Origin of the sequence: Gottfriedia luciferensis (assembly GCF_001712755.1) — a bacterium.
Taxonomy (GTDB): domain Bacteria; phylum Bacillota; class Bacilli; order Bacillales; family Bacillaceae_G; genus Gottfriedia; species Gottfriedia luciferensis_B.
In genome coordinates this window covers 228,156-254,592 of record NZ_MDKC01000036.1, presented here as the reverse complement: position 1 = coordinate 254,592, position 26,437 = coordinate 228,156, and the positions used below count along the sequence as shown (strand labels likewise).

Below are 26,437 nucleotides of genomic sequence, written 5' to 3'. Positions count from 1 at the left end.
AAAATGCAAAGTAATCGATTTCAGGTTAATAATTTCTTAGTTATAAGTTTCCTATTTATCATTTTTGCTGGGGCTATTTATGTTTGGGTTAAAGGTGATTTGAAGTATTCTACGATTGAAAATAGAGAACTTGCACAAATGCCAAAAATGAGTTTAAAAAAGTTAGCTTCAGGAGAATATTCAAAAGAATTTGAGCTTTATTTTAATGATCAATTTCCTGGTAGATTGAAATTAATTGAAGCGAATGCAACAATCAATAAAGATTTATTAGGTCAGAATGTTGTACAAGATGTATATGTTGCCAATAATGGTTTATTATTATCTACTGTGCCTAAACAAACAAAAGAAAGTGCAAAAGTCATTGCAAATAGAATTAATAAATTTGCACTACAAGCATCAAAACTTGGAGTGAACACTTATTTTAGTCTAGCACCAAATAAATCAGTGACATTTGAAGACCAATTCCCTTCATACTTTCCTAGTTATGGGAATGAGGCGTCAGATTATCTTTTTAGTTATATTGATCCGATTGCACACCCTTTAGATCTCAGAATTACAATGAATAAACATAAAAATGAACCCAATTTATATCCTTTTACTGATCATCATTGGAAGGCAAAGGCTGCATTTTATTCATATCAAACAATCATTAATACAATTTATATGAATTCAAATGAAGTTGGAAAAGCAATGAACGCGGATGATTTCATTTGGAAAGAAGAAGGCTTACCTTTTTACGGTTCGGATGCTCGTAAAACGACGAGAGCAAATGTAACGAAAACAGATACAATAACTGTCGTAAAAAGTAAGGAAAAACAGGATTTAAATGTCTGTTACAATGCTATATGTAATAGAGGTTTATATGCAGAAGAACCATTGAAAAATGTTAGTCTCTATACAAATCGATATGTTACTTACATGGGTGGGGATCATCCTGAAACAGCGATTTATAACGATAAAGTAAAGAATCGAAAATTATTGATTATTAAAGATTCTTATGCAAATGCAAGTATACAATTTTTTGTTAACCATTATAAAGAAACAAGGGTTCTTGACTTGAGATATTATAATAAAATGCCTATCATTGATTATATTAAAAAGTATAAAATAGATGATGTAGTCATTATGAATAATGTTAATTCTATTTATGTAACACCGACATTAACAAATTTTGATAATCCTGGTCAAGGAGAAAATCAATAAATACAATGTATCTTCCGGGTGGGACAATTGAAAAGGGATGTCATAAGAGAAAATTCTTTATGCATCCCTTTTTTCTAATTGGGAAGAAAACTCAAAAACAATTAAATAGAAAAATAGAAGTAAAAAATTTGCAAACATATTCTATACTGTACTTTATTCATTAATCACAAGATTAATAGGCATTTATTCGTTTTTAAAGTAAAATAGATTTATAGTCTTTCATTTCTAATATAATGGTTTAGCCATTCAATAAAGGGGTCTAATGATTAAACTCTAGGAGTGATTAATATGAAGAAAGTAAGAAAAGCGATTATTCCAGCTGCGGGCCTTGGTACACGATTTTTACCTGCAACAAAAGCAATGCCGAAAGAAATGTTACCGATCGTAGATAAGCCAACTATTCAATACATCGTTGAAGAAGCAATTGAATCGGGTATAGAAGATATTATCATTGTAACTGGTAAAGGAAAGCGCGCGATTGAAGACCATTTTGATCGAGCATTTGAGTTAGAACAAACTTTATATGAGAAAGAAAAGTACTCTCTTTTAGAAGAAGTAAAAATTCCTTCAAATATTGAGATTCATTATATACGTCAAAAAGAACCAAGAGGATTAGGTCACGCAGTTTGGTGTGCACGTAATTTTATTGGAGATGAACCATTTGCGGTTTTACTTGGTGATGATATCGTTGATGGAGAAATTCCAGCTTTAAAACAATTAATTGATCAATACAATACAACCTATTCATCGGTCATTGGTGTTCAATCTGTAGCTAGTGAAGAGACTCATCGATACGGTATAGTTGACCCATTATTACAAAATGGTAGGAGATACGAAGTAAAGAATTTTGTTGAAAAACCAGCTCCTGGAACAATTGATTCGAATTTAGCCATTTTGGGTAGATATGTACTGACACCAGAAATTTTTATGTTCTTAGAAGAACAAAATATTGGTGCTGGCGGAGAAATTCAATTAACTGATGCAATTCAAAAATTAAATCGAATTCAACGTGTATTCGCTTATGATTTTGAAGGAACAAGATATGATGTAGGTGAAAAACTAGGGTTTATAAAAACAAACATTGAATTTGCATTAAAGAAAGAAGAAATAAGAGAAGATTTGATTAACTATTTAAAAAAGATTCTTTCAGTAGAAGTTCAGCTTTAATCATTACAAATAAAAACGACTAAACCTTTTGTTACAGTAAAACAAAGTTTAGTCGTTTTTTTCGATATGGTTTTAATTCCTTAATCATTCAACATCCTTGTTAGCTTGTTGAATGTAATAGTTCAATGTTTTTTCAAGACCTTCATACAAAGTGTAGGCTGGCTGCCAATTTAATAATGAGTGTATTTTTTCATTTGTTAAATAGCTATCACGAATATCGCCACTACGTTCATCTTGGTATTGAACTTCAATTTTTCGGTTAAGAATTTGTTCAGTAACCTCTAATAATGTATTTAAAGATGTTTTTATGTTTGTACCAACATTACATACATCATTTGCTGGTTGTTCTCCTGCATTAAAGTTTGCTGAAGCAATATCTTCTACGTAGATATAATCTCTAGTTTGCTCGCCGTCTCCGAAAACCGTAAAAGTAGAATTTGATATGATTTTATCCATCAGAATACTAATAACTCCACCTTCACCTTTTGGATCTTGGCCAATACCATAAACATTGGCATATCTAAGAATAGTAAAAGGGATTTCATATAATTGATGGTATACATTTATGTAATATTCAGGTGTTAATTTTGAAATGCCATAATAAGAAATAGGGTGTTTTTGATGGTTCTCATCCACTCCTAAATAAACCGGATTACCATAAACAGCTGCTGAAGAAGCATAGACAAGTGCTACTTCTTTTTCTTCTTTTAGTTTGCGTACAGCCTCTAATAAATTGAGTGTACCTAAAATATTAATTTTTGCGTCTTCTAAAGGATGTTGGATTGAAAATTGAACATCGATTTGTGCAGCGTGATGATTGATTATATCTGGTTTTTCTTTTAGTACAATATCAATAAATTTAGAATTACAAATACTTTCTTCGTAAAAAGTAACATTTGGTGGAAGAGTAGCTATGTTTCCACTTGAAAGATCATCTACAACTACAACTTGGTAACCTTTGTCTATATACATTTTTACAAGATTCGAACCAATAAAACCAGCACCGCCTGTAATTAAGATCTTTTTCATAAAACTTCTCCTTAAATAATGGACTAGCAATCATAGATTTCCTTATATATTAACTAAAATTATGATATTAATTTTACCATAGTAATACAAACTAGACCATGTAAAATAACTAGTACTTGAAGAGCTTTCATTATTTAATTAAAGTTTGAATTAATCGTTTAGCTGATTGACCGTCTTGATATTTGTTAAATCGATGATTAAATTCAGTTACTTTTTGAAGATCATAGTTATCTTCTTTTATAATGTTAATGATTTCATCCGTTGTTCTGACAATCGGTCCTGGAACAAACTCATCGTAATCATAGAAAAAGCTTCTTTCATCTAAGTATTCTTCAAGGTCATATGCATAAAAGATCATTGGTCGTTCCAAAATTGCATACTCAAATACAAGGGATGAGTAATCACTGATTAGTATATCTGTAAGATAAAGTACTTCGTTCATATCATGATTGCCTAGGTCAATGACAAAATCTCTTGCTTCTTGTGGAATGACAATCCCTTTTTTTACGGCTGGATGTAGTTTAAGGACTAGTACATACTCATCTTGGAGTTTATTGGCCATTTGGATTAGATCTAATTGTAAATTAAAATTCTTTCGCTCTTTAGGGCTACCTCTAAATGTAGGAGCATAAGTAATAATTTTTTTACCTTTCAACATTGGATACTTATTAAAATATCTATTTTTTACTGACTCTAACATCTCTTCATTATAAAAAAAGTCAGTTCTTGGTAAGCCTAAAGCTAAAACCCTCGATTCAGGAACGTTAAATGCCTCTGCATAAAAGGGAATAATTTCATCGCAAGAAACGATCACATTGGAATAGGAAGTATGTGCTTTTATTTCAAATTCCTTACTATTACTATCTTTATAGCCTACTGCGCTAAGTCCAAATTTTTTGAAGGCTCCACATGCATGCCATACTTGAATGACTTTCGTATCTTTTCGTAAATTTACATTATAAAGAGGTCTGTGATAATCATTCAGTATTACATATTTAGCACGTCCAAAATCATAATACATTTTACATAGTTCAGAGAAATTACGCTTTCGAATAAAATGGCCAATAATTTTGTACTCTGGTTTAGTTTTAATCAGTCCTTCGTATATAAAATAATAAGAGTCTTGAAGTCCAGTTGATTTATTTGAAGCAAATATAATCTCATCTTTCATTGGGAGCATTTTTGCAAAATTTAGAACAACCCGTCTAGCGAAGGCACTTTTTAACCGACTTGAGAATTTGTTTTTCCTTTTTTTATTTGCTTTCATTCTAACAAGGCTATTAATAGGAGATAAACTATTTTTTCTGACGGCCTCCAAACAAGAATTAACCTCTAGTTTAAATTTAGAAGTTATTAATTGATGAGCCATTTCTGGATTTAATCTTTCTTCCCAAACTTTTAGTAAGTCTAAATGAATTCGTTTTGCTTCTGGACTCATAAAATGATATCGATTAACGATTTCGTAGGAAAGAATCCGAGGTATCGCTGGGATTTTGTTATAAAGATGAATATCAATTTTATTTACAAATTCCAAAAAAAGCTTTAAACTCTCGACTTGTGTCTCTGTCTCCATACTTCGAATCGCACTGTTAACTGCTGGCCATATGTCTGCCATTACAATTCTTTGGTAGTAATGCGCTTTTAATTGATTGCGTTCAAATTTGTTTATAATGTATTGATCCCAAAGAGGATCGGAAATTGAAAGACTCTTTAGGATATCATTTAAGACCTTAACAGAATTAACTCTGACAATTTGAGATAAAGAAATATTGTCTTCAGCTTCTCTAGAACGATAGTAATAAATAACTTTATCAACGGTGAAAATTCGATTGGCCTTTAAGTATGCTTCTATAATAAAAGGGTGGTCCTCAGTTACTTTAATATTTTTAGGAAAATTGATATTTTTGACATGGGTAGCTTTAAAAAGTTTATTACATGGTCCAAGAGAATAGAGTAGTCCTGGGGTTGAGATTAATGACTTTTCTCCAGGTATATTTACTCCATTACTAACATGACTACCAATAAACCATTTATGAGTACTATTAAAGCTTAACGATTGCCCTGTAACAACATCTGCATTTTCATCAAGAGCTGCTTGGTACATTGCTTCGATCGCATCGTGAGGTAATAAATCATCAGAATCGACAAAGCCGATATACTCACCTCTAGCAATCTTCTTTCCATTATTTCTAGCTACACCAGGTCCGCTATTATCTTGAATACCTAATACAATATTAGGGTAATCTTTTGCATATTGTTTTATTAATTCAACACTTTGATCACTAGAACCATCGTCTATAAATATAATTTCTATATTTTTAAGTGATTGATTCACTAAGGATGAACAGGTTACTTCAATATATTCCTCTACATTGTATACAGGGATGATTAAACTAACTTTAACGTCCTTTAAATCAGGGTTGATTATTAATTCAAAACTCATCAATTTTTCCTCATTTCAAACGATTAAATAAAAGTTTATTTATTAGTTAAAAGTAATTTTGTCAAAAATATTGGAAATTATTCCTTCTTAAAGGATTTATGAATAGGTTAAGCAAAAGTAAAGGCAAGTAAACAGATAAATCCACGGATTTAAATGTTTACTTGCCTTTAACAAATTATTTAATTAGCGTTTCTACGAATCTTTCTGAAGCTCGTCCGTCAGCTATTTCATTGAAACGTTGGTTGAATTCTTTCACTTTATTTAAATCAAACTGATCTTTTTGAATTAAATCGATAATCTCATTTGTAGTTGAAGTAATTGGACCTGGTACAAAATCATGATAATCATAGAAGAAACTTCTTTCTTTCATGTAGTTCTCATAATCATATGCAAAGAAAATAACAGGTCTTTCAAGTAATGTATACTCAAATAATAAAGAAGAATAGTCGCTTATTAAAATATCTGTCATTAATAATACTTCATTAATATTTTCATTACCTAAATTCAATACAAAATCACGAGCAGATTCAGGGATTTTTACATTATTCGTAACTGCTGGATGCAATTTTAGTACAAGTACGTAATCTTCCCCTAATTTTTCTTGCATTGCAGCTAAATCAAGTTCTAAATGAAACGTTTTTCGATCTCTTGGGTTTCCTCGGAATGTAGGAGCATAAGTAATAATTTTTTTATCTTTTAATTTTGAAAATCTATTTAGGAATTTTCTACGAACATATTCCTTTGTTTCGTCGTCAAAGAAAAGGTCAGTTCTAGGTAGTCCTAAAGGTAAAACATTTTTTTGATCAATATCAAATGCTTCAGCGTAATGAGGTACAACTTCATTCGTTGAAACAACAACTTTTGTATAAGGTTTGTGAGCATTTGTTTCAAACTGTTTTGGATTACTATCTGCAAAACCTACTGCACTATGTCCAAACTTTTTAAATGCACCACAAGCATGCCACATTTGAATAACTTCTGTTTCTTTTCTAAAATTCATTTTATAAATTTGGCGGTGATAGTCGTTTAGAATAATATATTTAGCACGGCCAAATTGGTAGTATGTTTTACATAAATCAGCGAACTCACGTTTCTTAAAGAAGTCATCAACTACTTTATATTGTGGGCGCTTCGTTCTAATTTGCTCGTAAATGAAAGGATATGAATCATCAAGACCTTTCGATTTATTTGATGCAAAAACGATTGTATTATCTGCAGGTAGTAAACTAGCAAACTTAAAAACTACTCGACGTGCAAATGCACTCTTAAGACGGCTCTTAACTTTATTAATACGTTTTCTGCGATCTCGTTTACTAATATGACTCTGAATTGGCTTGATCGAATTTTTTTGTAATGCTTTTAAACACAACTGTGTATCAAATTTTCTATTAGAGTTTTTCAATGTATGCATAGTACCTGGGTTACTAAGTTTTACCCATTCTTTTAACCAGTTTAAATGCAGTTCCTTTGCCTTTTGCGATAATAAGCTATAATGAGGAACTAATTCGTATGAAGTGATTCTAGTTAAAGCAGGTACTTTATTATATAACTTAAAGTCAATTGTCTTTAGCCAATCATAAATTAATTGAAATGCTTCTTCTTGGATTGAAGCATCTTTTGAACGAACCGCGCTCATAATAGCAGGCCATAAATCAGCTGTAACGATACGATGGTAATAAACACCCATTACATCTAATCGCTCTAGCTCGTTCGGTATTAAATTATTCCATAATTGATTAGAATAGCTCAAACTTTTTAAGATATCACGTAAAACCTTAACTGAATCAACACGTACTACTTGTGAAAGAGAAAGATTTGACTCTTCTTCACGATTACGGTAATGATAGATTACTTTATCAACTGTAAAAATTTTATTTGCTTTTAAATAAGCTTCAATAATAAATGGATGGTCTTCTGTTACTCTAATATCAGTTGGGAATGACATATCTTTAATTAGAGTAGCTTTAAACATTTTGTTACAAGGACCTAATGAATATAATAGTCCTTTATTTGCAACAAGTGATTTCGTACCAGGAGTATATACACCATTGTTGACATGACTAGCAATATACCAAGAACGAGTACTATTAAAGCTTAGAGAAGCACCTGTAACTACTTCAGCATCCTCAGTTTTTGCTGCTAGATACATAGTTTCTAATGCATCCTCAGGTAATAAATCATCTGAATCAACAAAACTAATGTATTCACCTTTAGCCAAAGTCAATCCATTATTTCTTGCAACACCAGGACCAGCGTTTTTCTGAATTGCATATAGTATATTTGGATATAAGTTTAAAAGGTCATTAATGATGTTTGGCGTCTGATCAGTTGAACCATCATCAACTAATATAATTTCAATCGGACTTAATGTTTGTTTGGCAAGTGATTCAATTGTCTCTTTAATATAATTTTCTACATTATATACAGGAATAATGATACTAACCTTAGGTTGATCTATTTTAGATGGTCTTACTACTTCAAAATTCATTTTAGGTAATTTCTCCTCATTATTAAAATAGTGTATGAGTTATATGATTAACATAAAAAAGAGGAGAGCAGTATCCCCTCTAATTTTATATTATATTTTCCATTCCATAACTGATTTTCCCCAGTTAGTTGTTAAATCACGTTCGAATGCATTATGAATATCATCGATACTACGAATTTCATTTACATCTCCAATTAGAGTCTCTAAGTATTCGACTACTTCAGGATTCTCATGAAGGAAGTTAACAGTTTCAACGAAGTCAGAGCGTCCGCTTCGACTGCTACCTATTAAAGTAATTCCTCTTTCAAGGATCATTCGGGTATTGATTTCAACAGGATATTCAGATACGCCAAGTAATGGAATCGAGCCTTCTGGTTGAATGTGGTTAATAATTTGTTCTACAGCGTATTGACTACCAATACCACCTACACATTCAAAAGCATGGTCGACTGTTACATCTTCAGGAACTTCATCAATTTGATACGTTTCATCTGCAAATGAGAAGTAGCTTAATTTTGAATGGTTTTTACCAAATACATATACTTTACTTTCTGGATAACGCTTTTTTAGGATCAGAGCAGTTATAAATCCTAAGTTTCCATCACCCCAAACGCCTAAAACATCACGACGTTGATGTGCACGTTCTTCAAATCGGACAACTGCATGCATACTTACACTGATTAATTCAGAAAACGCTGCAACTTGCAAGTTAATGTCTTCAGATAATCCTACTACACGGTCTCTTTCAAGGAATACATAGTCTTGCATGAAACCATCATAGCCACTTGAACGAAACTTACTCGTTTTTAAATAATTTTCAGCAATGACATCATCAACCTGAGTAGGTGTATTTGGAATCATCACGACATGAGAGCCTGTTTTAAAATCACCTTTTGGATCATAAACAACTTTTCCGACACCTTCATGGATCAGTGCCATTGGTAATTTTTTTGCCATGGCTTCTTTGCCACGAGTACCAGTATAGTATCGTTGATCAGCAGCACAGATTGATAAATGTGTTGGACGTACAACGATATAGTCACCTTCTAGAGATTGTTCTTTATAAGTGATCTCAATTTGTTTTGTTGAAACTAAACGATAGATTTGATTAATCATTTTGCCGTCACCTGATCCTTTAAAAGTGCATTTGCTACTTTTAAGTCATACGGAGTCGTAATCTTCATATTAAAAACTTCACCTTTAACTAGCTTTACGTCTACACCTTTAAGAAGACAAATTTTACAAGCGTCAGTTAAGATTGCTTTTTGTTCTGAATCTAATTCAGAATAGTGTTTTGTAAGTAGATTAATATTAAAACTCTGAGGAGTTTGTCCTTGATACATTGTATTTCTTACTGGGATATCTGTAATCGTATCGTGATTAGAAGATTGAATGATTGTATCAACAGCCTCAATAACAGTATCAACAGCTCCATATGTTAGAGCAGCATCAATATTTTCTTCTATAATTCGATGAGTTAAGAACGGTCTAACAGCGTCATGCGTTACGATAATATCTTCATCAGTGATTTCAAAGTTTTGTTGTAAATAGCGAATACCACTCATAATTGATTCATTACGGTCGCTACCACCCTCAACAACAGCTATACGGTCATTCGTACCGATATATTTTTTGATAATATCTTTTGTATGTTGAATCCATTCTTTTGGCGTTACAACTAAAATCTTTTTAAAGTCGTCATTTAAGATGAATTTTTCTATTGTATGGATAATAATTGGACGGTTATTCAGTGCAAGAAATTGTTTTGGCATACTAACATTTCCCATGCGAGTACCTTTTCCACCCGCTAATATTTCTGCATAAATCATTCATTTCACCTGCTTTTTTATTTTGGAATTAATATGTCAAGTAAGGATATTTTAATAAAATACCCAAAGTATACAAAAAAATTACATTTCGTCAATTGTTGAATTTACATAAGTATAATAATATCAAATAAAAAATAATTAGTCGACATTATACTATATTATTCGATGCTATAGTACAAGTAGCTTCAAATTAAATGATTGACTATTAGAAAAATGGTAAAAAAGGAAGGTTTATGGTAAAATATCGTATATTTTGTCAAGTTAGAATTGATGATTAATTCTATTCAGGAGGTAAGACATTCTTGGGTTTACATAAAAAGAAGATTTTACTTATTTCGCAACACTTTTATCCAGAAATAGGTAGTGCAGCAAACCGTATGAAAAATATTTATATAGAGTTGAAGGAAAAGGGGTTTGATGTAAAGGTACTAACATTAGAGCCTAGATATCCAAGTCGTGAACTATATGAAGATAAACAATTTTGGAATGAACCACTAATCGACGAAAAGGATATCATTCGAATTGATCCTTCTATAAAAAAACACTCTGGAAGTATTTTAAAGAGATTATATTTATATCTGGAAGTTATGGTTCGATTTATCGGTACTATTTTTAAACAAAAGGCTGAATTTGATTATATTTTTGTGACATCTCCGCCAATATTTGTAGGTGTGGCAGGTTTAATTGCTAAATGGAAGTTAAAAGCTCCACTAATATTAGATATAAGAGATTTATGGCCAGAGTCTCTAACCGGCGTACAAGTTTTCTCTAATCCATTAATCTTAAAAACTGCATATAAAGTAGAAGAAATATTATATAAAAAAGCAACGAAAATAATCGTTAATAGCCGAAGTTTTATTGAATATATGACAAATAAAAATGTAAATAAGGATAAAATTACATTTCTACCTAATTCATTAACTGAAAGTGAATTAGCATATAAAGAGGCCCAATTAGAAAAAGAAAATATTACCGTTATTTATACTGGGAATTTAGGCTTAGCACAGGATTTGCATAAGTTTATGAAAACAGCTGCATTATTAAAGGAAAATACTTCAATTAATTTTTCAATTATTGGTTATGGAAAAAATACAAATGAAGTTAAAAATTATATTGAATCGAATGGATTATCGAATGTAACATTACATACTGCAAAATCCCGAAACGAAACTTTAAAACTTGTAGCAAGTGCTGATATTGCTTATGTAAGCTTAGTAAACCAAGAGGTGTTTAAAACCGTCTTACCAGGAAAAATAATTGATTATATGTGTGTTAAGAAACCAATCATTGGAGATGTAGCAGGGTATGCAAGTGAAATTATTCATGAAGCAAACTGTGGAATGATCTTAAAAGAAGATACGCCTGAAGAATTGGTTGAAAATATATATAAACTTGCAAATGATCCAAATCTCCGAAAAAATTATGGAGAAAATGGCTATCAATATGCATACAAAAATCTACGTTGGAAAACGAATATTAATGTGTTATTAAAAGTGATGGAGGATATCCATGAATAAAAAGGTTTGTGCGTTTGTATTTAATCATTTTACGAATGATGCACGCGTACTGCGTGAATGCTCTGCTTTAGCAGAAGTCGGATATGATGTTGATTTAATTGCTTTACATGATGATTCAAAAGAATTACCAAAAAGAGAACGTATGGAAGAAGGATTTAATGTAATCCGAGTAAACAATCGTTTACCATTTGGAATCTATCATCTTGTTCATTATTGTGCAAAGATCTTTAATTTAGTAAAAAGTAGTTTATTAATGAAACTAGTTGCTATTTTATTGATTTTACTTGGGTTATTTTTAAATGCAGTTGCAACGATTATTATTGCTGCTGTGATCGTTCTTTTTGGTAATCGTTATATGAAAGTACTATTAACTAGAGGCTATAATATTTTACAAATGATCTATCATGGGCTTAAAAGGGATTACGATATTTATCATGCGAATGATTTAAATACTTTACCTCAAGGTATCATTTGTGCAAAAGTATTCAAAAAAAGTAAATTAGTTTATGATTCACATGAAGTTCAATCTAGTAGATCTGGTTATGAGAATCCGATTTTCGGAAAGATTGAGAAGTTTTTAATTAAATATATTGATGTGATGATTCACGAAAATAATACTAGGGCAAAATATACTCAAGATTTATATGATATTGACTATCCTGAGGTAATTCATAATTACCCATTTGTGTCTAAGCCGGAAGAAAGTAAAGCGATTAATCTTCATGAAAAACTAGGAATTAGTGAAGATGAACCAATACTTCTTTATCAAGGTGGTATACAAAAAGGGCGTGGATTAGAATTAATTGTAAAAGCTGCACCTTTATATAAAAGAGGGATCATTGTTTTTATTGGTGATGGAAAGATAAAGCCTACTCTCTTAAATTTAGTAGAAGAGTTACAACTACAAAATCGAGTGAAATTTATTGATAAAGTGCCAGTAGATGAATTACTAAATTATACAAGAAATGCTTATTTAGGATTTCAAGTATTAAATAATATCAATTTCAATCATTATTCAGCGTCTTCGAATAAATTATTTGAGTACATGATGAGCGGTGTACCAGTTGTTGCTTGTAGCTTCCCAGAAATTCAGAAGGTAGTTGAAGGTGAATATACTGGTGTATGTGTAGACTCCCACGATATCAATTCAATCGCTGAAGGTGTGAACTATTTATTAGACAACCCTGAAGTTCGTGACGAAATGAGCAAAAATTGTTTAAAAGCAAGACATAAATACAATTGGAATAATGAGAAGAAAGTTTTCATCGGAATTTACGAAAAAGTTTTATACGGTGAAAAAGCAACAATGGTAAGCTAAAAGAGTTTGATTATGTGAATATTTTAGTAGAGAAGGTAAAAAGAACTAGGGATTATGCCATATTTCTTTTTACCTTTCTATGCATAGAGAGGTAGCTAAAATGACCAATTATAAGTTAAGTGTTGTAGTCATTAACTATAACAAAGAGAAATTTATTGAGGAAAGTTTACAATCTGTCATGGATCAGTCATTAGAAAATATTGAACTGATTGTTGTCGATGATGGATCGACTGATAAAAGTAGTGTTTTAGCTGAAGAATTCACAAAAAAATATCAAAATGCAAAGTTTATAAAGCAAGAAAATAAGGGACCAAGTGCTGCAAGAAATACAGGTTTATCTCATGCAAGTGGCGAATATATTGCATTTTTAGATGGAGATGACATTGCTTACCCCGATGCATATGGCCAATTATATTCTTTAGCAAAAAAATATAACGCTGATACGGCAGTAGGTAATATTTTATGTTTTAACGGCGAAAAAACTTGGCGTTTAAATTATATGAAAGAAATTTTCAAAGAAGGTTTACCTGAAAATAGACAGATTCTAAAGAACCCAGAATTACATCTTACACCATCTGCAAGTAATAAATTATTTAAAAAAGAACTACTAGAACGCGAGGATATTCGATTTCATGATGAACTTCGAGTCGGCGAAGATTTATTTTTTACGGAGAAATCATTGTTGAAATCAAACTGCACAGTCGTATGCGATGTAGATGTAATTGGTTATCGAATTGAAGATCCAGAAAATAGTTTAATCAAATCTGGAACAATACAATTTTTTAAACAATTAGTTGTGCTACAAAAAGAGCTACGATCTTATTATGAAGAAAATGGTTTTACAAAAGAATTAATACATATCGAAAGAAGACAACTTAAATTCTTTATTAACTCAATTAATCTAAAGGCAAATAAACTACCAAATGATGAGAAGTTGAATCTTGCATCTGTTGGGAATGAATTTATGAAAACAATTCGAAATGAATCGATTAAAAATGAGCTAAGTGTTGTTCCAAAGTTTGTTGCTGAGACTTTACGATTAAATGATAAAAGAGGTTTAAAAATTTATTTATCCTTAAAATCAAACCCTAAAATGACGAATAGTAAGTTAAGAAAAGTAGTTTACCTTCTTTCACTATTTTCTTTAAGATACAAGTTTGTTAAATCTTAGTTAATTTAATGTAAAATAGAGTCGAATCATGAAAATTAATTGTAAGATTAATTAAAACAATAAATAGATATTTATTGAAATATAATTTCTACTAATTTAAAATGATGATTGGTGCTTTTTCTAATTTATTCGTTTCTTTAATAGAAAAGGTAAGTTATAGTGATTTAAGTTTTATCCAATTATCCAAAAAGTTTACTAATAAGACGTTTACTATAATCTAAATATCAGTAAACTATTAGTAAAGCAAAAGAGTAGAAATTAGTAAAATTTCTGAAAGAGGTTATAGTAAAATGAAAATTTGCACAATTGGACTAGGGTATATAGGATTACCAACTTCTGCGATGTTTGCGAAATATGGCGCAAGTGTTGTAGGTGTAGACGTACAAAAAAGCGTTGTAGATAAATTAAATTCTGGAGAAATTCATATAGAAGAGCCTGGATTAGGCGAAATGGTTAAAGAAGTTGTAGAAAAAGGATTTTTCAGAGCATCTTTAACACCAGAAGAGGCTGACGCATTTATTGTTGCAGTACCAACACCTAATAATGATGATGAGAATAAATCTTGTGATTTATCATATGTATTAGACGCAGTTCATAAAGTAATTCCTTTCTTAAAAAAAGGGAATGTATTAATCGTTGAATCAACAATCGCACCTAGAAGTATGGATGACTTTGTAAAACCACTAGTAGAACAAGCTGGATTTACTGTAGGTGAAGATATTTATCTTGTTCATTGTCCAGAACGTGTATTACCAGGCCAAATTTTACACGAATTAATTCATAATAATCGTATTGTAGGCGGGATTACAGCTGCATGTAGTGAAGCTGGAGCAAAAGTGTATCGTACATTTGTTGAAGGCGAAATTATTCAAACAGATGCAAAAACTGCTGAAATGTCTAAACTAATGGAAAATACATTCCGTGATGTAAATATTGCGTTGGCAAATGAACTAACAAAGATTTGTAACTCATTAGAAATCAACGTATTAGATGTTATTCAAATGGCAAACAAACATCCACGTGTAAACATTCATTCACCAGGACCAGGTGTTGGAGGTCACTGTCTTGCTGTTGACCCATACTTTATTGTAGCTAAAACTCCTGAATTAGCTGGTATGATCAAATTATCTCGTGATACAAATGTATCTATGCCTAAATATGTTGTTGATTCAGTAAAAGAACTAGTTTCAGGTATAGAAAATCCTAAGATTGCAGCATTTGGTGTGACATACAAAGGTAATGTAGATGATATGAGGGAAAGTCCTGCAATGGAAATTATTGAGTTATTGAACGAAGAGGGACTAAATGTCACAATTCACGATCCTCATGTAACTTCTGAGAAAATTGATGTTTTATCTGCTGAGGAAGCTGTGGAAGATGCAAGCTTAATTCTTGTATTAACAGATCACAATGAATTTAAAACAATGGACTATAATAAACTTGCTAAACAAATGAAGCAAGCAGTACTATTTGATACACGTAATTGTGTACCAACTTCAAATGATTCTGATATGAAATTTGTTAATTACGGAAATTTATATAAAGAAATTAAAAAGAATGTGGTTGATTTATGAGTAGTATAAAAACAGTTTTACAAGAACATGCTAAAAACTTATCATTAATTTTTCGTCTTTCATCTTATGAGACACGTAAAGAATATGCAGATAGCCAACTTGGCGTAATTTGGGTATTTTTAAACCCGCTTTTTCAAATAGCTGTTTACTGGGTAACTTTCGGAACGGGAATAAGAAATGGAGCTCCAGTAAATGGTATCCCGTTTATTATTTGGATGCTTTGTGGTTTAATACCGTGGTTCTTTATTAGTGCAGCAATTATGCAAGGATCAAGTTCGATTTTTAACCGAATCGGAACAGTATCTAAAATGAACTTTCCATTAAGTATTATCCCATCATATGTAGTTTTATCTAGGTTTAATACACATGTATTTATGATGCTCATCTTATTAATTGGTGTAATTGTAAATCGAGGAATCGAACATATAAATATTTTTGCACTAATTTATTTTATGATTGTGGGCTTACTGTTTAATATCGCACTTGCATTACTTACATCTACTTTATCAACGATGGTTAGGGATGTTCATTTATTAATTCAATCATTAACTAGAATGCTATTATATTTATCACCTATTTTATGGGAGCCTAAGGGTGCAAATATTTTAACTAAATTAATGAAGCTAAATCCTCTCTACTATATTATAGAAGGATATCGTGGCGCTTTATTATATGGACATTCTAATTTGATTTTTTCTAAAATAACTATTTATTTTTGGTGTGTATTGCTAGCCTTTTTCATTATCGGCTCTATTTTTCATGTTAAATTCAGGAAGCAGTTTGTTGATTTCCTATAGAAGGTGAACTGAATGACAAAAAAAGTTGTCTTTAAAAATGTTACAAAGAAATTTAAAATTTATAATAAACCGACTGACAAGCTAAAGGATTTATTCTTTGGTGGTAGAGGCGGAGAATATTTTCATGCGTTAAAAAACATTTCATTCGAAATTGAACAAGGTGAAATTGTAGGGATCATTGGTTTAAATGGTTCAGGTAAAAGTACAATGTCTAATTTAATTGCTGGTGTTACAATGCCAAATGATGGCGAAGTTGAAGTAAATGGAGTTGCTTCACTAATTGCCATTCAAGCTGGATTAGATAACCGATTAACTGGTTTAGAAAATATTCGATTAAAAGGTTTGATGATGGGTCTTACGATTAAGCAAATTGAAAAAATCACTCCTGATATTATTGAATTTGCCGAAATTGGAAAATTTATTAATCAACCAGTAAAATCATATTCAAGTGGTATGAGATCAAGACTTGGGTTTGCGATCTCTGTAAATATCGACCCAGACATCATGGTAATCGATGAAGCATTATCTGTTGGTGATCCTACTTTTACAAAACGTTGTTTAGATAAAATGAATGATTTTAAAGAACAAGGTAAAACAATCTTCTTTATTAGTCACTCATTAGGTCAGGTTAGAAGCTTCTGTACAAAAGGCTTATGGATTCATTATGGAAAATTAGTTGAGTATGGTGAAATTAATGAAGTATGCGATAACTACCAAAATTTCCTAACTGATTATAATAAATTAACGCCTGCAGAACGTGCAGCAGACCGTGAAAAGAACATGCATGTAAATCAATAATGTAAATAGACACTTTATGAAATAGATTTTTTTTCATAATAGTGTCTATTTTAATAGAGTTTTATCTATACAAAAGTTGTATTGGAAAGGAATATTATGGAATCCAAAAGTAAATTTAGAATTTTTATTGGTTATTGGATACCTGTTATCCTTATAGCTGGCATTATCTTTTATTCATCAGCAACCCCGTATGAAAAACAAGATATAAGACCAGAAATAAGTCATTTTACATTTTTATATGATCTAATGAAGCATTTCACCTTTGTCCACTTTAACTATGCTGGACATATAGTAAGTATAAAAGAACTTGGAGTAGCAGGATTTACAGAGTTCTTTATTCGTAAACTATGCCATTTTTCAATCTATCTTTTACTTGCCTTTTTTGCTACAAGATTAGCAAAGCTTTATGTAAACAGAGCCTTTTTAATAGGCGTGATTTTTTCAATCCTATATGCAGCTTCTGATGAATTTCACCAATCCTTCACTGCAAACCGAACTCCGCTAGTTCAAGACGTAGTAATCGATTCGATCGGAGCACTAATAGGAGCATCTTTATTTTTATTAATAAGTAAGAAGCTTAAAGCAAAAGTTCAAAAATCCATTCGAGTTTAATCGAATGGATTTTTTTGTATGAAATCATAAACGGTAGTAAGAAAGACGTTATAAAGACAAAACATTTCAAAGTGATGAAATATTAAGGGTTAATAGTGAAAGCGTAAATTAAGTGAACATTATTAATGATAAAAACATTTTATAACTTAGGAATTTTAACCATAAAGAACTAATTTTTTGAAAAAAGTTCAAATGATTAGTTTATAAGTTAATTTTCGACTTAATTGAAGTAAAACTGGTTAATGAACTTTTGTTACTCTAAGTAAAAGATATTAAGAAGCTTTTTAATGGAGACTTATTTTAATGAATAAGTTGATTGGAACGGAGGGATGCTCGACTCCTATGGGATTAGCGGGAAGGCTGAGACCCCGCAGGCTTGCCGAGGAGGCTAAAGAATCTCGCCCCATGGAAAGCGAGCATCCCGCAGTGGAAATCAACATCACTATACTCCTTTTACGAAAATTTGATTATTTTTTCACCAAAAAAAAATCTTACCTAAATTCAATTAGATAAGATTTCATATTTCAAAGCTTTATAAAAGTAGGTTCTGTACCTGCTTTCTCAACATAACCAATTTTAACTGGAGTCATTTGAATCAATACATAGTTAGGATCCTCGGGACCTTCAAGCCATCTAGACAATTCCTCAGTCCAAACTTTCTCTTCAGGACCTGCATTTTCAATTACTTCAGCTCTTGCAAACATCTCAACAAAGTTATCATCTAATCGGTCACCATCATGACCAAGTAGTATATGTACGTTTGGATTCTTTTTTATATCTTCTACTTTTTGAGAATTCTTATTTGTAGCGATATAAGGTGTTAGGCCTTTAAAGAAAAATACCATATAACAGCTATGTGGAAAGTCTTCACGAATGGTTGTAAATAGACCTAATTGTTTCGCTTTAAGCACTTTCATAATATTTTGTTGAATCATTTTTATTAACTCCCTCCTAGTTCAGAAGAAGAGGAGGTAGAAAACTTTTCTACCAACCGAATCTCCAACATAAGTTATTCTAGTTCTCAAGGTCATAATCCTTTGAGCAATATAAGCAAAAACGAAACTTTTATCCAATGGAACGATGATTTTGCCATCAACACTTTAAGTGTTTGTTAATTGTTTTACATTTAAACCTATTTTTTTAAGTCTTTTGCATATGATATTTATAAGGATATTTAATTAGGAGGTTATTATGGCTCATCGTTTATTTTTTATTGTTACATTTATCGGTGTACCATTATCGGTAATTGGGAGCTTGATGCATTGGAGCGAGATTTTATTATTTATCATTTACTGTTTAACGATTATTTCATTAGCTGGCATTATGGGAAGAGCTACTGAAAGTTTAGCGATTGCAGCTGGCCCGAGAATTGGGGGACTTTTAAATGCAACATTCGGGAATGCGGTAGAGTTAATTATCGCGATTTTTGCATTGCAAAATGGCTTATCGGAAGTAGTGTTAGCATCACTAACAGGTTCTGTAATAGGAAACTTACTACTTGTAGGTGGACTATCCTTTTTTATTGGTGGATTAAAATATAAACGTCAAAGCTTTAATGTTTACGATGCGAGACATAATTCAGGATTGTTGATTTTTGCGGTGGTACTAGCCTTTGTCATTCCCGAAATTTTTTCAGTTAAAATGACCGCAAATGATAAGATGACACTTAGTGTAGGTGTTTCGATTGTTTTAATGGTTTTATACTTAGCTGCACTTTACTTCAAATTAGTTACACATCGAGGGGTTTACGTAGCTAAAAATCAAGAGATCGTAGAAGAGCATGAAGAAGCTGAGTGGAAAACAGGGAAAGCCATGATTATTTTAGCGTTAGCGACTGTAGCGGTTGGATATGTTTCAGAGAAGCTAGTTCATACGTTTACGACTGTGGGAGATAAGTTCGGATGGACTGAATTATTTATCGGTATTATCGTTGTAGCAATCGTTGGTAACGCTGCTGAACATGCGTCTGCAATTGTGATGGCATATAAAAATAAAGTAGGGGTTTCCGTCGAAATTGCTGTTGGTTCATCATTACAAATTGCCATGTTCGTAGCGCCAGTTTTAGTGATTTGTTCATTGTTTATTGGAGAAAGAATGCCATTAATATTTTCCATGCCGGAATTAATTTCGATGATCACTTCTGTATTTTTAACAATTGCGATTATGAATGACGGAGATACAAACTGGTTTGAAGGGTTAACCTTATTAGCTGCATATTTAATTATGGGGATCGGTTTCTACTTATTATAAAAACAAAAAAATTGAAGGTGGTAATACTTGAAAATAATAATAAGGATTCTATTTTATTTAATTGGATTACTATTTTTAACTTTAGGAATTAGTTTAGCGATTAAAGCTGGACTAGGAGCTAGTGCTTGGGATGCATTAGCTGTTGGTGAGTCGAAAACCTTTGGCTTATCTGTTGGAAATTGGATTATCATTAACTCGTCAATACTGTTGTTTGTTAATGCTTTTTTACAAAAGAAAAGACCGGATTGGCTTGCTGCGATTACGTTTATTTTAATTGGACGATTTCTTGATTTTTGGCTAACTGTCGAGTCGGAACATTTATTTGATTCAAATATGGTCACTAGATATATTCAATTAGTACTAGCTATTTTAAGTATGACTATAGGTATTGCGATTTATTTGCAAGCTAAGTTTCCGTTAAGTCCAATAGATGATTTAATGATCTCGCTAAATAAGCGGTTCGGAGTAAGTTTAGGTGTGGCAAAAACGATTGGTGAAGTGTTTGCGTTAGTATTGGCCTTTCTTCTTAAAGGTCCAATTGGAATCGGAACCGTCTTAATTACATTCAGTATTGGACCTATTTTGCAGAAGCTAAGAGGTCCAATTGAGAAACTATATATTAAGCTGAGTTCATAGCAAAATTTTTCATTTTAAGGAATACATATATTTACATAAAATGTTCATGCTAAGAGTAATAATTTCCTTATTTGTGAAAGGGGCATGAATATGTCTAAATGGTTTAAGCCATTCGTTCTTGTTAATATAGCTATTTTAATTATTTCTTTAAATAATGGACAAACAACTTTTGCAGCTAATACAGATATTAAAGTCCCACGTTCGGCTGCAAATGTGACAAAAGAGAATACTTACCCTAATCCAACTCAGGACCTGCCAGAACTTCAACCAGGGGGATTAGCAAAGCAGTTATTAAATTCATCAAATGTAAAAATTGAGAATCCAAATCTAATTCGTATGTTTAATGAATCCTATGTCAGCAAAGCACCGTTTGCAGTAGGATATAATGCGAAAATTTTCTTAGGAGTTTGGCCTTTAAATTACGAATCAAATGAGACAACAATTAATTGGCAATATAAAAAAATAAATACAAACTTTCTAGATAATAGAGGAGAAAAAGCGTACAGACGAATAAAATACTACCAAAATTCGCAACAGATCGTTAAAGGTGGTTTAACTGCTAAAGTAAGAAATGCGGATGACGTGATTAATTTAATGATGCATGATGCATCAGAAAAAACAACTCTCCCACTAGCATTCCAAACAGTAGTCGGAGCTGGAACTAAAAACGAAAGAGTATATAATGTACCACCAAAGCAACTCGGCTATCTATATGCTTATGCTCCTGCAGTTAACGAAAAAGGAAAAGTTACATTTGGAGAAGTGTACCTCATCTTAAAAGGTAATAAAAGAACTCTACAAGTTAAAAATGTAGTATCACAAGGTGTAGGTGCATGGATCCCTGTTCAGGATTATGTTTCATTTGGTTATTTCGCTTCGCCACACCCTAGATAATAGAGAAATCCACAAGGGTAAATCATTTTCCTTGTGGTTTTTGTTTTGGGCAAATACTAAGCGTTGTATATACAAAAAAAACATGCCATAAATTTGACATGCTCTTTATTAAGTATTTAATTTCCCTTTAAAATCTTAGTACTTCTATTCGAAAAATCAGTTTCTGGATAATAGCTGTTTTTTACAAGAATATTAGGTCCTAAGCATTTAACTGCTGGACAATGACAGCTAAGTTCATTTGCAGTTTTTGATAATGTCCAAGTATCATATGCTTCTTGTAATGTATGGGTTTGAATATTTCCTAGATGAGGGACATCACCAAAGTCAGTAACGATGATGCTACCATCAAATACATTTACATTTAAGCGAGAACGACCATCAGGGTCATTTCGTAATGTTACATTTTTACTATTATATAATCTCTGAATGATGTCTAAATCGTTTTGATCATCGCTACATGGATAAAATGGTAGAGTACCAAATAACATCCAAATATTTTCATCACGTACATCAAGTAAAGTTGAGATTGCTTCGCGAAGCTCTGATTTAGTTAGGACTTCTAATGTACTAGCGAAATCACTGGCATACATCGGGTGAACTTCGTGCCTCTGACATTTCATTTCTTCTATAATTTGTCGATGGATTTTTTCTAAGTATGGAAGAGTACGTTTGTTTAACATTGTTTCAGCGGATACCATAACACCAGCATCAGCAAGGCGTCGGCTATTTTCAATCATGTTTTCAAATAATTTCGCGCGCTGTGCATATGTCGGTTTACGTTCCATCATCGCAAAACCTGCTTCTACAAATTCATCAACAGTTCCCCAGTTATGAGAGATATGTAACACGTCTAAATAAGGAATTATTTTTTCGTATCTTTCAAAATCTAATGTTAGATTTGAATTAATTTGAGTACGTACGCCACGTTCATGTGCATATTTCAATAAAGGCACAACATAACCGTTCAACATTTTATTTGAAAGCATCGGTTCTCCACCAGTGATACTAATACAACGAAGCTTTTCAATCTCTTCTAAGCGATTTAAAACTAATTCAATAGGAAGTGGATTTGGATCCTTAGGTTGTAAAGTATATCCGACAGCACAATGCTCACAGCGCATATTACAAATCGTTGTAGTCGTAAACTCTACATTTGTCAGCATGTTCTTACCATACTCTTCAACATCTAAATATGCTTCCCAAGGATCATATGTAGGTGTTATTTGTTGTAATAATTTTTTCATTTGATTACTCCTTTAGGCACACAACTGTACCCATAAGTATTAGACTAATTTAATTTTCCTCAACTATTATAAGAAAGAAAGTGAAACCTTGTATAGGAATAACTTCCTAAAATTTAAAAAAATGTCGAAAGTTTACGATATATAGGAGAATAAGGGTATAATATAATTAGCAATTGTATTAGAAAGGACGATCATTTCATGTCAAACACAGAACAATTATCCTATATTAAAGAACGTTTTAATTCAGTAATGGAAACAATCGAATCATTAGAAGCTGAAGAAGTAAGCTTAGAAGAGCTAGATCAATTATTATCAGTTCTAGATGACTTAGAAAGTAAATGTCGTGAAGTTAATCGCCTAGATTGAGTCCATTGTAATGGGCTTTTTTTATTGGAAAGTGCACATTGTTTAATTGTTAACAATAGAAGTAGCTAAATATTTGCCCAAATCAGAAACTAATTCTGAAGGGCTTTTTTTATTCCGTTTATTAAAAATTGTATTATAATGAAGAGGGGAACATTCAGTATTTTTATAAAGGGTTTTAAGGGGGAGCATGAATGCAACACATACAGGAAAGTATTTATCAATTAATTGTAGAAACTTCAACAAATCTACCAAAAGACGTACGTAAAGCAATCAGACAAGCTAAAGCAAGTGAAACAGCAGGTACAAGAAGTGCCATCGCATTGGAAACGATTACAAACAATATCATGATGGCTGAAGGCGATGTTTCACCTATTTGCCAAGATACTGGTATGCCAACTTTTAAAGTGAAAACGCCAGTTGGGGTAAACCAACTTGTGATAAAAGAAGCAATTTATGCAGCAATTGAACAAGCTACAAAAGATGGTAAGCTTCGTTCTAACTCTGTAGATTCTTTATTTGGTAAAAACAGCGGAAATAACTTAGGCCCAGGTACTCCTGTTGTTAAATTTGAGCAACACGAGGGTGACTATATCGATATTCGCCTAATTTTAAAAGGTGGCGGCTGTGAAAATAAAAACATCCAATACAGCTTACCATGCGAACTTGAAGGACTTGGAAAAGCAGGTCGTGATTTAGATGGGATCCGTAAATGTATTTTACACAGCGTATATCAAGCACAAGGACAAGGCTGTAGCGCAGGTTTCATCGGTGTTGGTATTGGTGGAGACCGTACTAGCGGTTATGAACTTGCAAAGGATCAATTATTCCGTTTATCTGATGATGAAAATTCAATTCCAGAGCTTAAAGCAATGGAAGATTACATTATGGAAAATGCTAACAAGCTTGGCGTAGGAACAATGGGCTTTGGTGGAGAAACAACTCTACTTGGCTGTAAAATCGGTGTAATGAACCGTCTACCTGCGAGCTTCTTCGTTTCAGTAGCGTATAACTGCTGGGCATTCCGCCGTTTAGGAATGAAAATCAATCCTGAAACTGGTGATATTTCAGAATGGTTATATAAGGAAGGCGAAGAAATTAGCTTTACAAATGAAACTGATGAAACAACTGAAGCACCTCGCGAAGTGAAATTAGTAGCTCCAATTACAGAAGAACAAATTCGTGATTTAAAAGTTGGAGATGTAGTTTCAATTAGTGGCATGATGTACACAGGACGCGACGCAATCCACCATCATTTAAAAGACCACGATTGTCCAGTTGATTTAAATGGACAAATTATTTATCACTGTGGACCTGTAGTATTAAAAGATGAAGAAGGCAAATATCACATTAAAGCAGCTGGTCCAACAACAAGTATTCGTGAGGAGCCATACCAAGGCGATATCATGAAAAAATTCGGCATTCGCGCTGTAATCGGAAAAGGCGGAATGGGTGCAAAAACATTAAAAGCTCTAGAAGAACACGGCGGTGTTTATTTAAATGCAATTGGTGGAGCAGCACAATACTACTCACAATGTATTAAAGAAGTAAAAGACGTAAACTACCTAGAGTTTGGTATTCCTGAAGCTATGTGGCACTTACAAGTTGAAGACTTCAAAGCAGTAGTAACAATGGATTCTCATGGTAATTCATTGCATAAAGATGTAGATAAGAGTTCACTTGAGAAATTGGCTACTATGGCTGAGAAGGTATTTTAATTATTGGGTTTTAAGGGCAATGTCATTTTTTTTGGCATTGCTTTTTTTTGTTTTTTTGGGGTGTAGAGAACAAGTAGAGGAATGAGAGCTGCAAATAAAGGAATGAAATCTGCAAATAAACATGTGGTTATTGCAAATAAGCGTCCTGATTCTGCAAATAAGAACACAGCTGCAAATAAGTGTCCCAATCCTGCAATTAAAGAGATCAGACCCGCAAATAAAAAATTGGTTAGTGCAAATAAACGTTCCAACCCTGCAATTAAAAAAGACATATCTGCAATTAAATAAATGAAAACTGCAAATAAACCCCGCCAAGTGCGCAAATAAGTAGTTAAATCATGAAGAAAAAGTTTAATTTTAGGGTAAATTAATGGTCCTAAGGTCAAAAAAATTCAAATCAAATCGAGAAGCGAATCCGCATCTTTTTTTCATCAAAAATCCTTGTTAGAAAAATTTAGTTTTATATCAAAATTACACCAATTCTTTTCATATTTCTAATTTATTTACAGATACTATTTTTAAAGTGAGGTGAATGAATTGAAAAAAATTATTGTATATATTCTTACTTTCTTCTTAGTATTTCCTGGTACAACATTTGCTTATAGTAATGCGCCACATGGCTGGGGGATTGTTCCTGCGAAAAATGAGACTCCACCTGATGCAGGTGAGCAACTTAATAAATTATTATCAAATACGGGGTCAGTTTATTTAGGGGATACTACAAAAAAAGATGTTTATTTAACTTTTGACAATGGGTATGAAAATGGTTTTACACCAAAGTTTTTGGATGTTTTAAAGAAGCATGGTGTTCACGGGACTTTTTTTATAACCGGACATTACATTAAGGAAAATCCTGAATTAGTGAAACGAATGGTTAATGAGGGGCATATTGTTGGAAACCATTCATGGAGTCATCCTGATATGACAACGATAGGTGATCAAAAGATTGTTGAGGAATTGGAACAAGTTAAAATGGCATACCAGGAATTGACTGGGAAAACAGAAATGAAATATTTCAGACCTGCACGAGGTGTTTTTAGCGAACGTACATTGAAACTAGTTAATAAACAAGGATATGAAAATATTTTCTGGTCATTGGCATATGTTGATTGGAAGGTTGATCAACAAAGAGGTTGGAAATATGCTTATGATAATGTGATGAAAATGATTCATCCTGGCGCAGTTATATTAATGCATACTGTATCGAAGGATAATGCAGAAGCGATGGATGCGATTATTACTGGCTTACATAAACGAGGGTATCAATTTAAAAGTTTAGATGACTTAATGATGGAGAGAAGCGGATTTGATCCGAGCTTTTATCTACCTAAAAAATAAAAAGCTAATGATTAAGTAGTTTTATTAACTGCTTAAATCATTAGCTTT

General features: G+C 32.1%; 22 protein-coding genes and 1 pseudogene. 15 read left to right on the top strand and 8 right to left on the bottom strand.

Annotated features, from left to right (window positions below):
- The first annotated feature begins 3 nt into the window (after positions 1–3).
- Together BED47_RS21730 and galU are read left to right on the top strand one after the other, a co-directional pair.
- A complete protein-coding gene (locus BED47_RS21730) occupies positions 4–1,203 on the top strand; it encodes a DHHW family protein (RefSeq protein ID WP_069035411.1) in 1,200 nt (399 codons plus the stop codon).
- Between the two features lie 288 nt (positions 1,204–1,491).
- On the top strand, positions 1,492–2,370 hold the full coding sequence (gene galU, locus BED47_RS21725; protein ID WP_069035410.1) for a UTP--glucose-1-phosphate uridylyltransferase GalU: 879 nt from the start codon (positions 1,492–1,494) through the stop codon (positions 2,368–2,370).
- A gap of 84 nt (positions 2,371–2,454) precedes the next feature.
- On the opposite strand, the gene BED47_RS21720 is transcribed toward galU, so the two are convergent.
- From BED47_RS21720 to BED47_RS21700, 5 genes are all read right to left on the bottom strand, one after another.
- Positions 2,455–3,399, bottom strand: a complete 945-nt coding sequence (locus BED47_RS21720; protein WP_069035409.1) for a GDP-mannose 4,6-dehydratase — start codon at positions 3,397–3,399, stop codon at positions 2,455–2,457.
- Between the two features lie 130 nt (positions 3,400–3,529).
- Positions 3,530–5,842 carry a bifunctional glycosyltransferase/CDP-glycerol:glycerophosphate glycerophosphotransferase gene (locus BED47_RS21715; RefSeq protein ID WP_069035408.1) on the bottom strand — a complete coding sequence of 771 codons (2,313 nt, stop codon included), beginning with the start codon at positions 5,840–5,842 and terminating at the stop codon, positions 3,530–3,532.
- 175 nt (positions 5,843–6,017) lie between these two features.
- Positions 6,018–8,330 (bottom strand): bifunctional glycosyltransferase/CDP-glycerol:glycerophosphate glycerophosphotransferase, encoded by a 2,313-nt coding sequence (locus BED47_RS21710; protein ID WP_069035407.1) that lies wholly within the window; start codon positions 8,328–8,330, stop codon positions 6,018–6,020.
- 90 nt (positions 8,331–8,420) lie between these two features.
- On the bottom strand, positions 8,421–9,446 hold the full coding sequence (locus BED47_RS21705) for a ribitol-5-phosphate dehydrogenase (protein WP_069035406.1): 1,026 nt from the start codon (positions 9,444–9,446) through the stop codon (positions 8,421–8,423).
- On the bottom strand, positions 9,443–10,159 hold the full coding sequence (locus tag BED47_RS21700) for an IspD/TarI family cytidylyltransferase (RefSeq protein ID WP_069035405.1): 717 nt from the start codon (positions 10,157–10,159) through the stop codon (positions 9,443–9,445). Before BED47_RS21700 ends, BED47_RS21705 begins: the two co-directional genes overlap by 4 nt.
- Before the next feature lie 302 nt (positions 10,160–10,461).
- On the opposite strand from BED47_RS21700, the gene BED47_RS21695 reads away from it, so the two are divergent.
- From BED47_RS21695 to BED47_RS21665, 7 genes and pseudogenes are all read left to right on the top strand, one after another.
- Positions 10,462–11,676, top strand: coding sequence for a glycosyltransferase family 4 protein (locus tag BED47_RS21695; RefSeq protein WP_069035404.1), 1,215 nt, complete (start codon positions 10,462–10,464; stop codon positions 11,674–11,676).
- The gene (locus tag BED47_RS21690; protein WP_069035403.1) at positions 11,669–12,994 is read left to right on the top strand and encodes a glycosyltransferase; all 1,326 of its coding nucleotides are present in this window, start codon (positions 11,669–11,671) and stop codon (positions 12,992–12,994) included. The genes BED47_RS21695 and BED47_RS21690 overlap by 8 nt, the downstream gene beginning before the upstream one ends.
- 100 nt (positions 12,995–13,094) lie before the next feature.
- The gene (locus BED47_RS21685; RefSeq protein ID WP_069035402.1) at positions 13,095–14,165 is read left to right on the top strand and encodes a glycosyltransferase family 2 protein; all 1,071 of its coding nucleotides are present in this window, start codon (positions 13,095–13,097) and stop codon (positions 14,163–14,165) included.
- Between the two features lie 290 nt (positions 14,166–14,455).
- Positions 14,456–15,739 (top strand): nucleotide sugar dehydrogenase, encoded by a 1,284-nt coding sequence (locus BED47_RS21680; RefSeq protein WP_069035401.1) that lies wholly within the window; start codon positions 14,456–14,458, stop codon positions 15,737–15,739.
- Positions 15,736–16,536 carry an ABC transporter permease gene (locus tag BED47_RS21675; RefSeq protein WP_069035400.1) on the top strand — a complete coding sequence of 267 codons (801 nt, stop codon included), beginning with the start codon at positions 15,736–15,738 and terminating at the stop codon, positions 16,534–16,536. Before BED47_RS21680 ends, BED47_RS21675 begins: the two co-directional genes overlap by 4 nt.
- A gap of 12 nt (positions 16,537–16,548) precedes the next feature.
- A pseudogene (gene tagH / locus BED47_RS21670) lies at positions 16,549–17,319 on the top strand (teichoic acids export ABC transporter ATP-binding subunit TagH); the annotation flags it as partial.
- Between the two features lie 111 nt (positions 17,320–17,430).
- The gene (locus BED47_RS21665; RefSeq protein ID WP_069035398.1) at positions 17,431–17,946 is read left to right on the top strand and encodes a VanZ family protein; all 516 of its coding nucleotides are present in this window, start codon (positions 17,431–17,433) and stop codon (positions 17,944–17,946) included.
- Between the two features lie 524 nt (positions 17,947–18,470).
- Here the strand turns inward: BED47_RS21665 and BED47_RS21655 are convergent.
- Complete coding sequence (locus BED47_RS21655; RefSeq protein WP_069035396.1) at positions 18,471–18,881, bottom strand: pyridoxamine 5'-phosphate oxidase family protein; 411 nt, start codon at positions 18,879–18,881, stop codon at positions 18,471–18,473.
- A 256-nt stretch (positions 18,882–19,137) separates the two neighbouring features.
- Here BED47_RS21655 and cax point away from each other — a divergent pair, with 256 nt between their 5' ends.
- From cax to BED47_RS21640, 3 genes are all read left to right on the top strand, one after another.
- The gene (gene cax, locus BED47_RS21650) at positions 19,138–20,196 is read left to right on the top strand and encodes a calcium/proton exchanger (protein ID WP_069035395.1); all 1,059 of its coding nucleotides are present in this window, start codon (positions 19,138–19,140) and stop codon (positions 20,194–20,196) included.
- A gap of 27 nt (positions 20,197–20,223) precedes the next feature.
- Complete coding sequence (locus BED47_RS21645) at positions 20,224–20,832, top strand: YczE/YyaS/YitT family protein (RefSeq protein ID WP_353615545.1); 609 nt, start codon at positions 20,224–20,226, stop codon at positions 20,830–20,832.
- 90 nt (positions 20,833–20,922) lie between these two features.
- On the top strand, positions 20,923–21,726 hold the full coding sequence (locus tag BED47_RS21640) for a YfkD famly protein (RefSeq protein ID WP_069035394.1): 804 nt from the start codon (positions 20,923–20,925) through the stop codon (positions 21,724–21,726).
- A 116-nt stretch (positions 21,727–21,842) separates the two neighbouring features.
- Here the strand turns inward: BED47_RS21640 and yfkAB are convergent, their stop codons facing one another.
- Complete coding sequence (yfkAB, locus tag BED47_RS21635) at positions 21,843–22,970, bottom strand: radical SAM/CxCxxxxC motif protein YfkAB (RefSeq protein ID WP_069035393.1); 1,128 nt, start codon at positions 22,968–22,970, stop codon at positions 21,843–21,845.
- Positions 22,971–23,168: 198 nt separating this feature from the next.
- Here yfkAB and BED47_RS23845 point away from each other — a divergent pair, with 198 nt between their 5' ends.
- Together BED47_RS23845 and BED47_RS21630 are read left to right on the top strand one after the other, a co-directional pair.
- A complete protein-coding gene (locus BED47_RS23845; RefSeq protein WP_097973332.1) occupies positions 23,169–23,336 on the top strand; it encodes an SE1561 family protein in 168 nt (55 codons plus the stop codon).
- Positions 23,337–23,527: 191 nt separating this feature from the next.
- Positions 23,528–25,051, top strand: coding sequence for a fumarate hydratase (locus BED47_RS21630; protein WP_069035392.1), 1,524 nt, complete (start codon positions 23,528–23,530; stop codon positions 25,049–25,051).
- On the opposite strand, the gene BED47_RS21625 is transcribed toward BED47_RS21630, so the two are convergent.
- Positions 25,048–25,437 (bottom strand): hypothetical protein, encoded by a 390-nt coding sequence (locus BED47_RS21625; protein WP_069035391.1) that lies wholly within the window; start codon positions 25,435–25,437, stop codon positions 25,048–25,050. The two genes, BED47_RS21630 and BED47_RS21625, sit on opposite strands and share 4 nt — an antisense overlap.
- Before the next feature lie 151 nt (positions 25,438–25,588).
- Here BED47_RS21625 and pdaA point away from each other — a divergent pair, with 151 nt between their 5' ends.
- The gene (gene pdaA / locus BED47_RS21620; protein ID WP_069035390.1) at positions 25,589–26,389 is read left to right on the top strand and encodes a delta-lactam-biosynthetic de-N-acetylase; all 801 of its coding nucleotides are present in this window, start codon (positions 25,589–25,591) and stop codon (positions 26,387–26,389) included.
- The last annotated feature ends 48 nt before the right edge of the window (positions 26,390–26,437 follow it).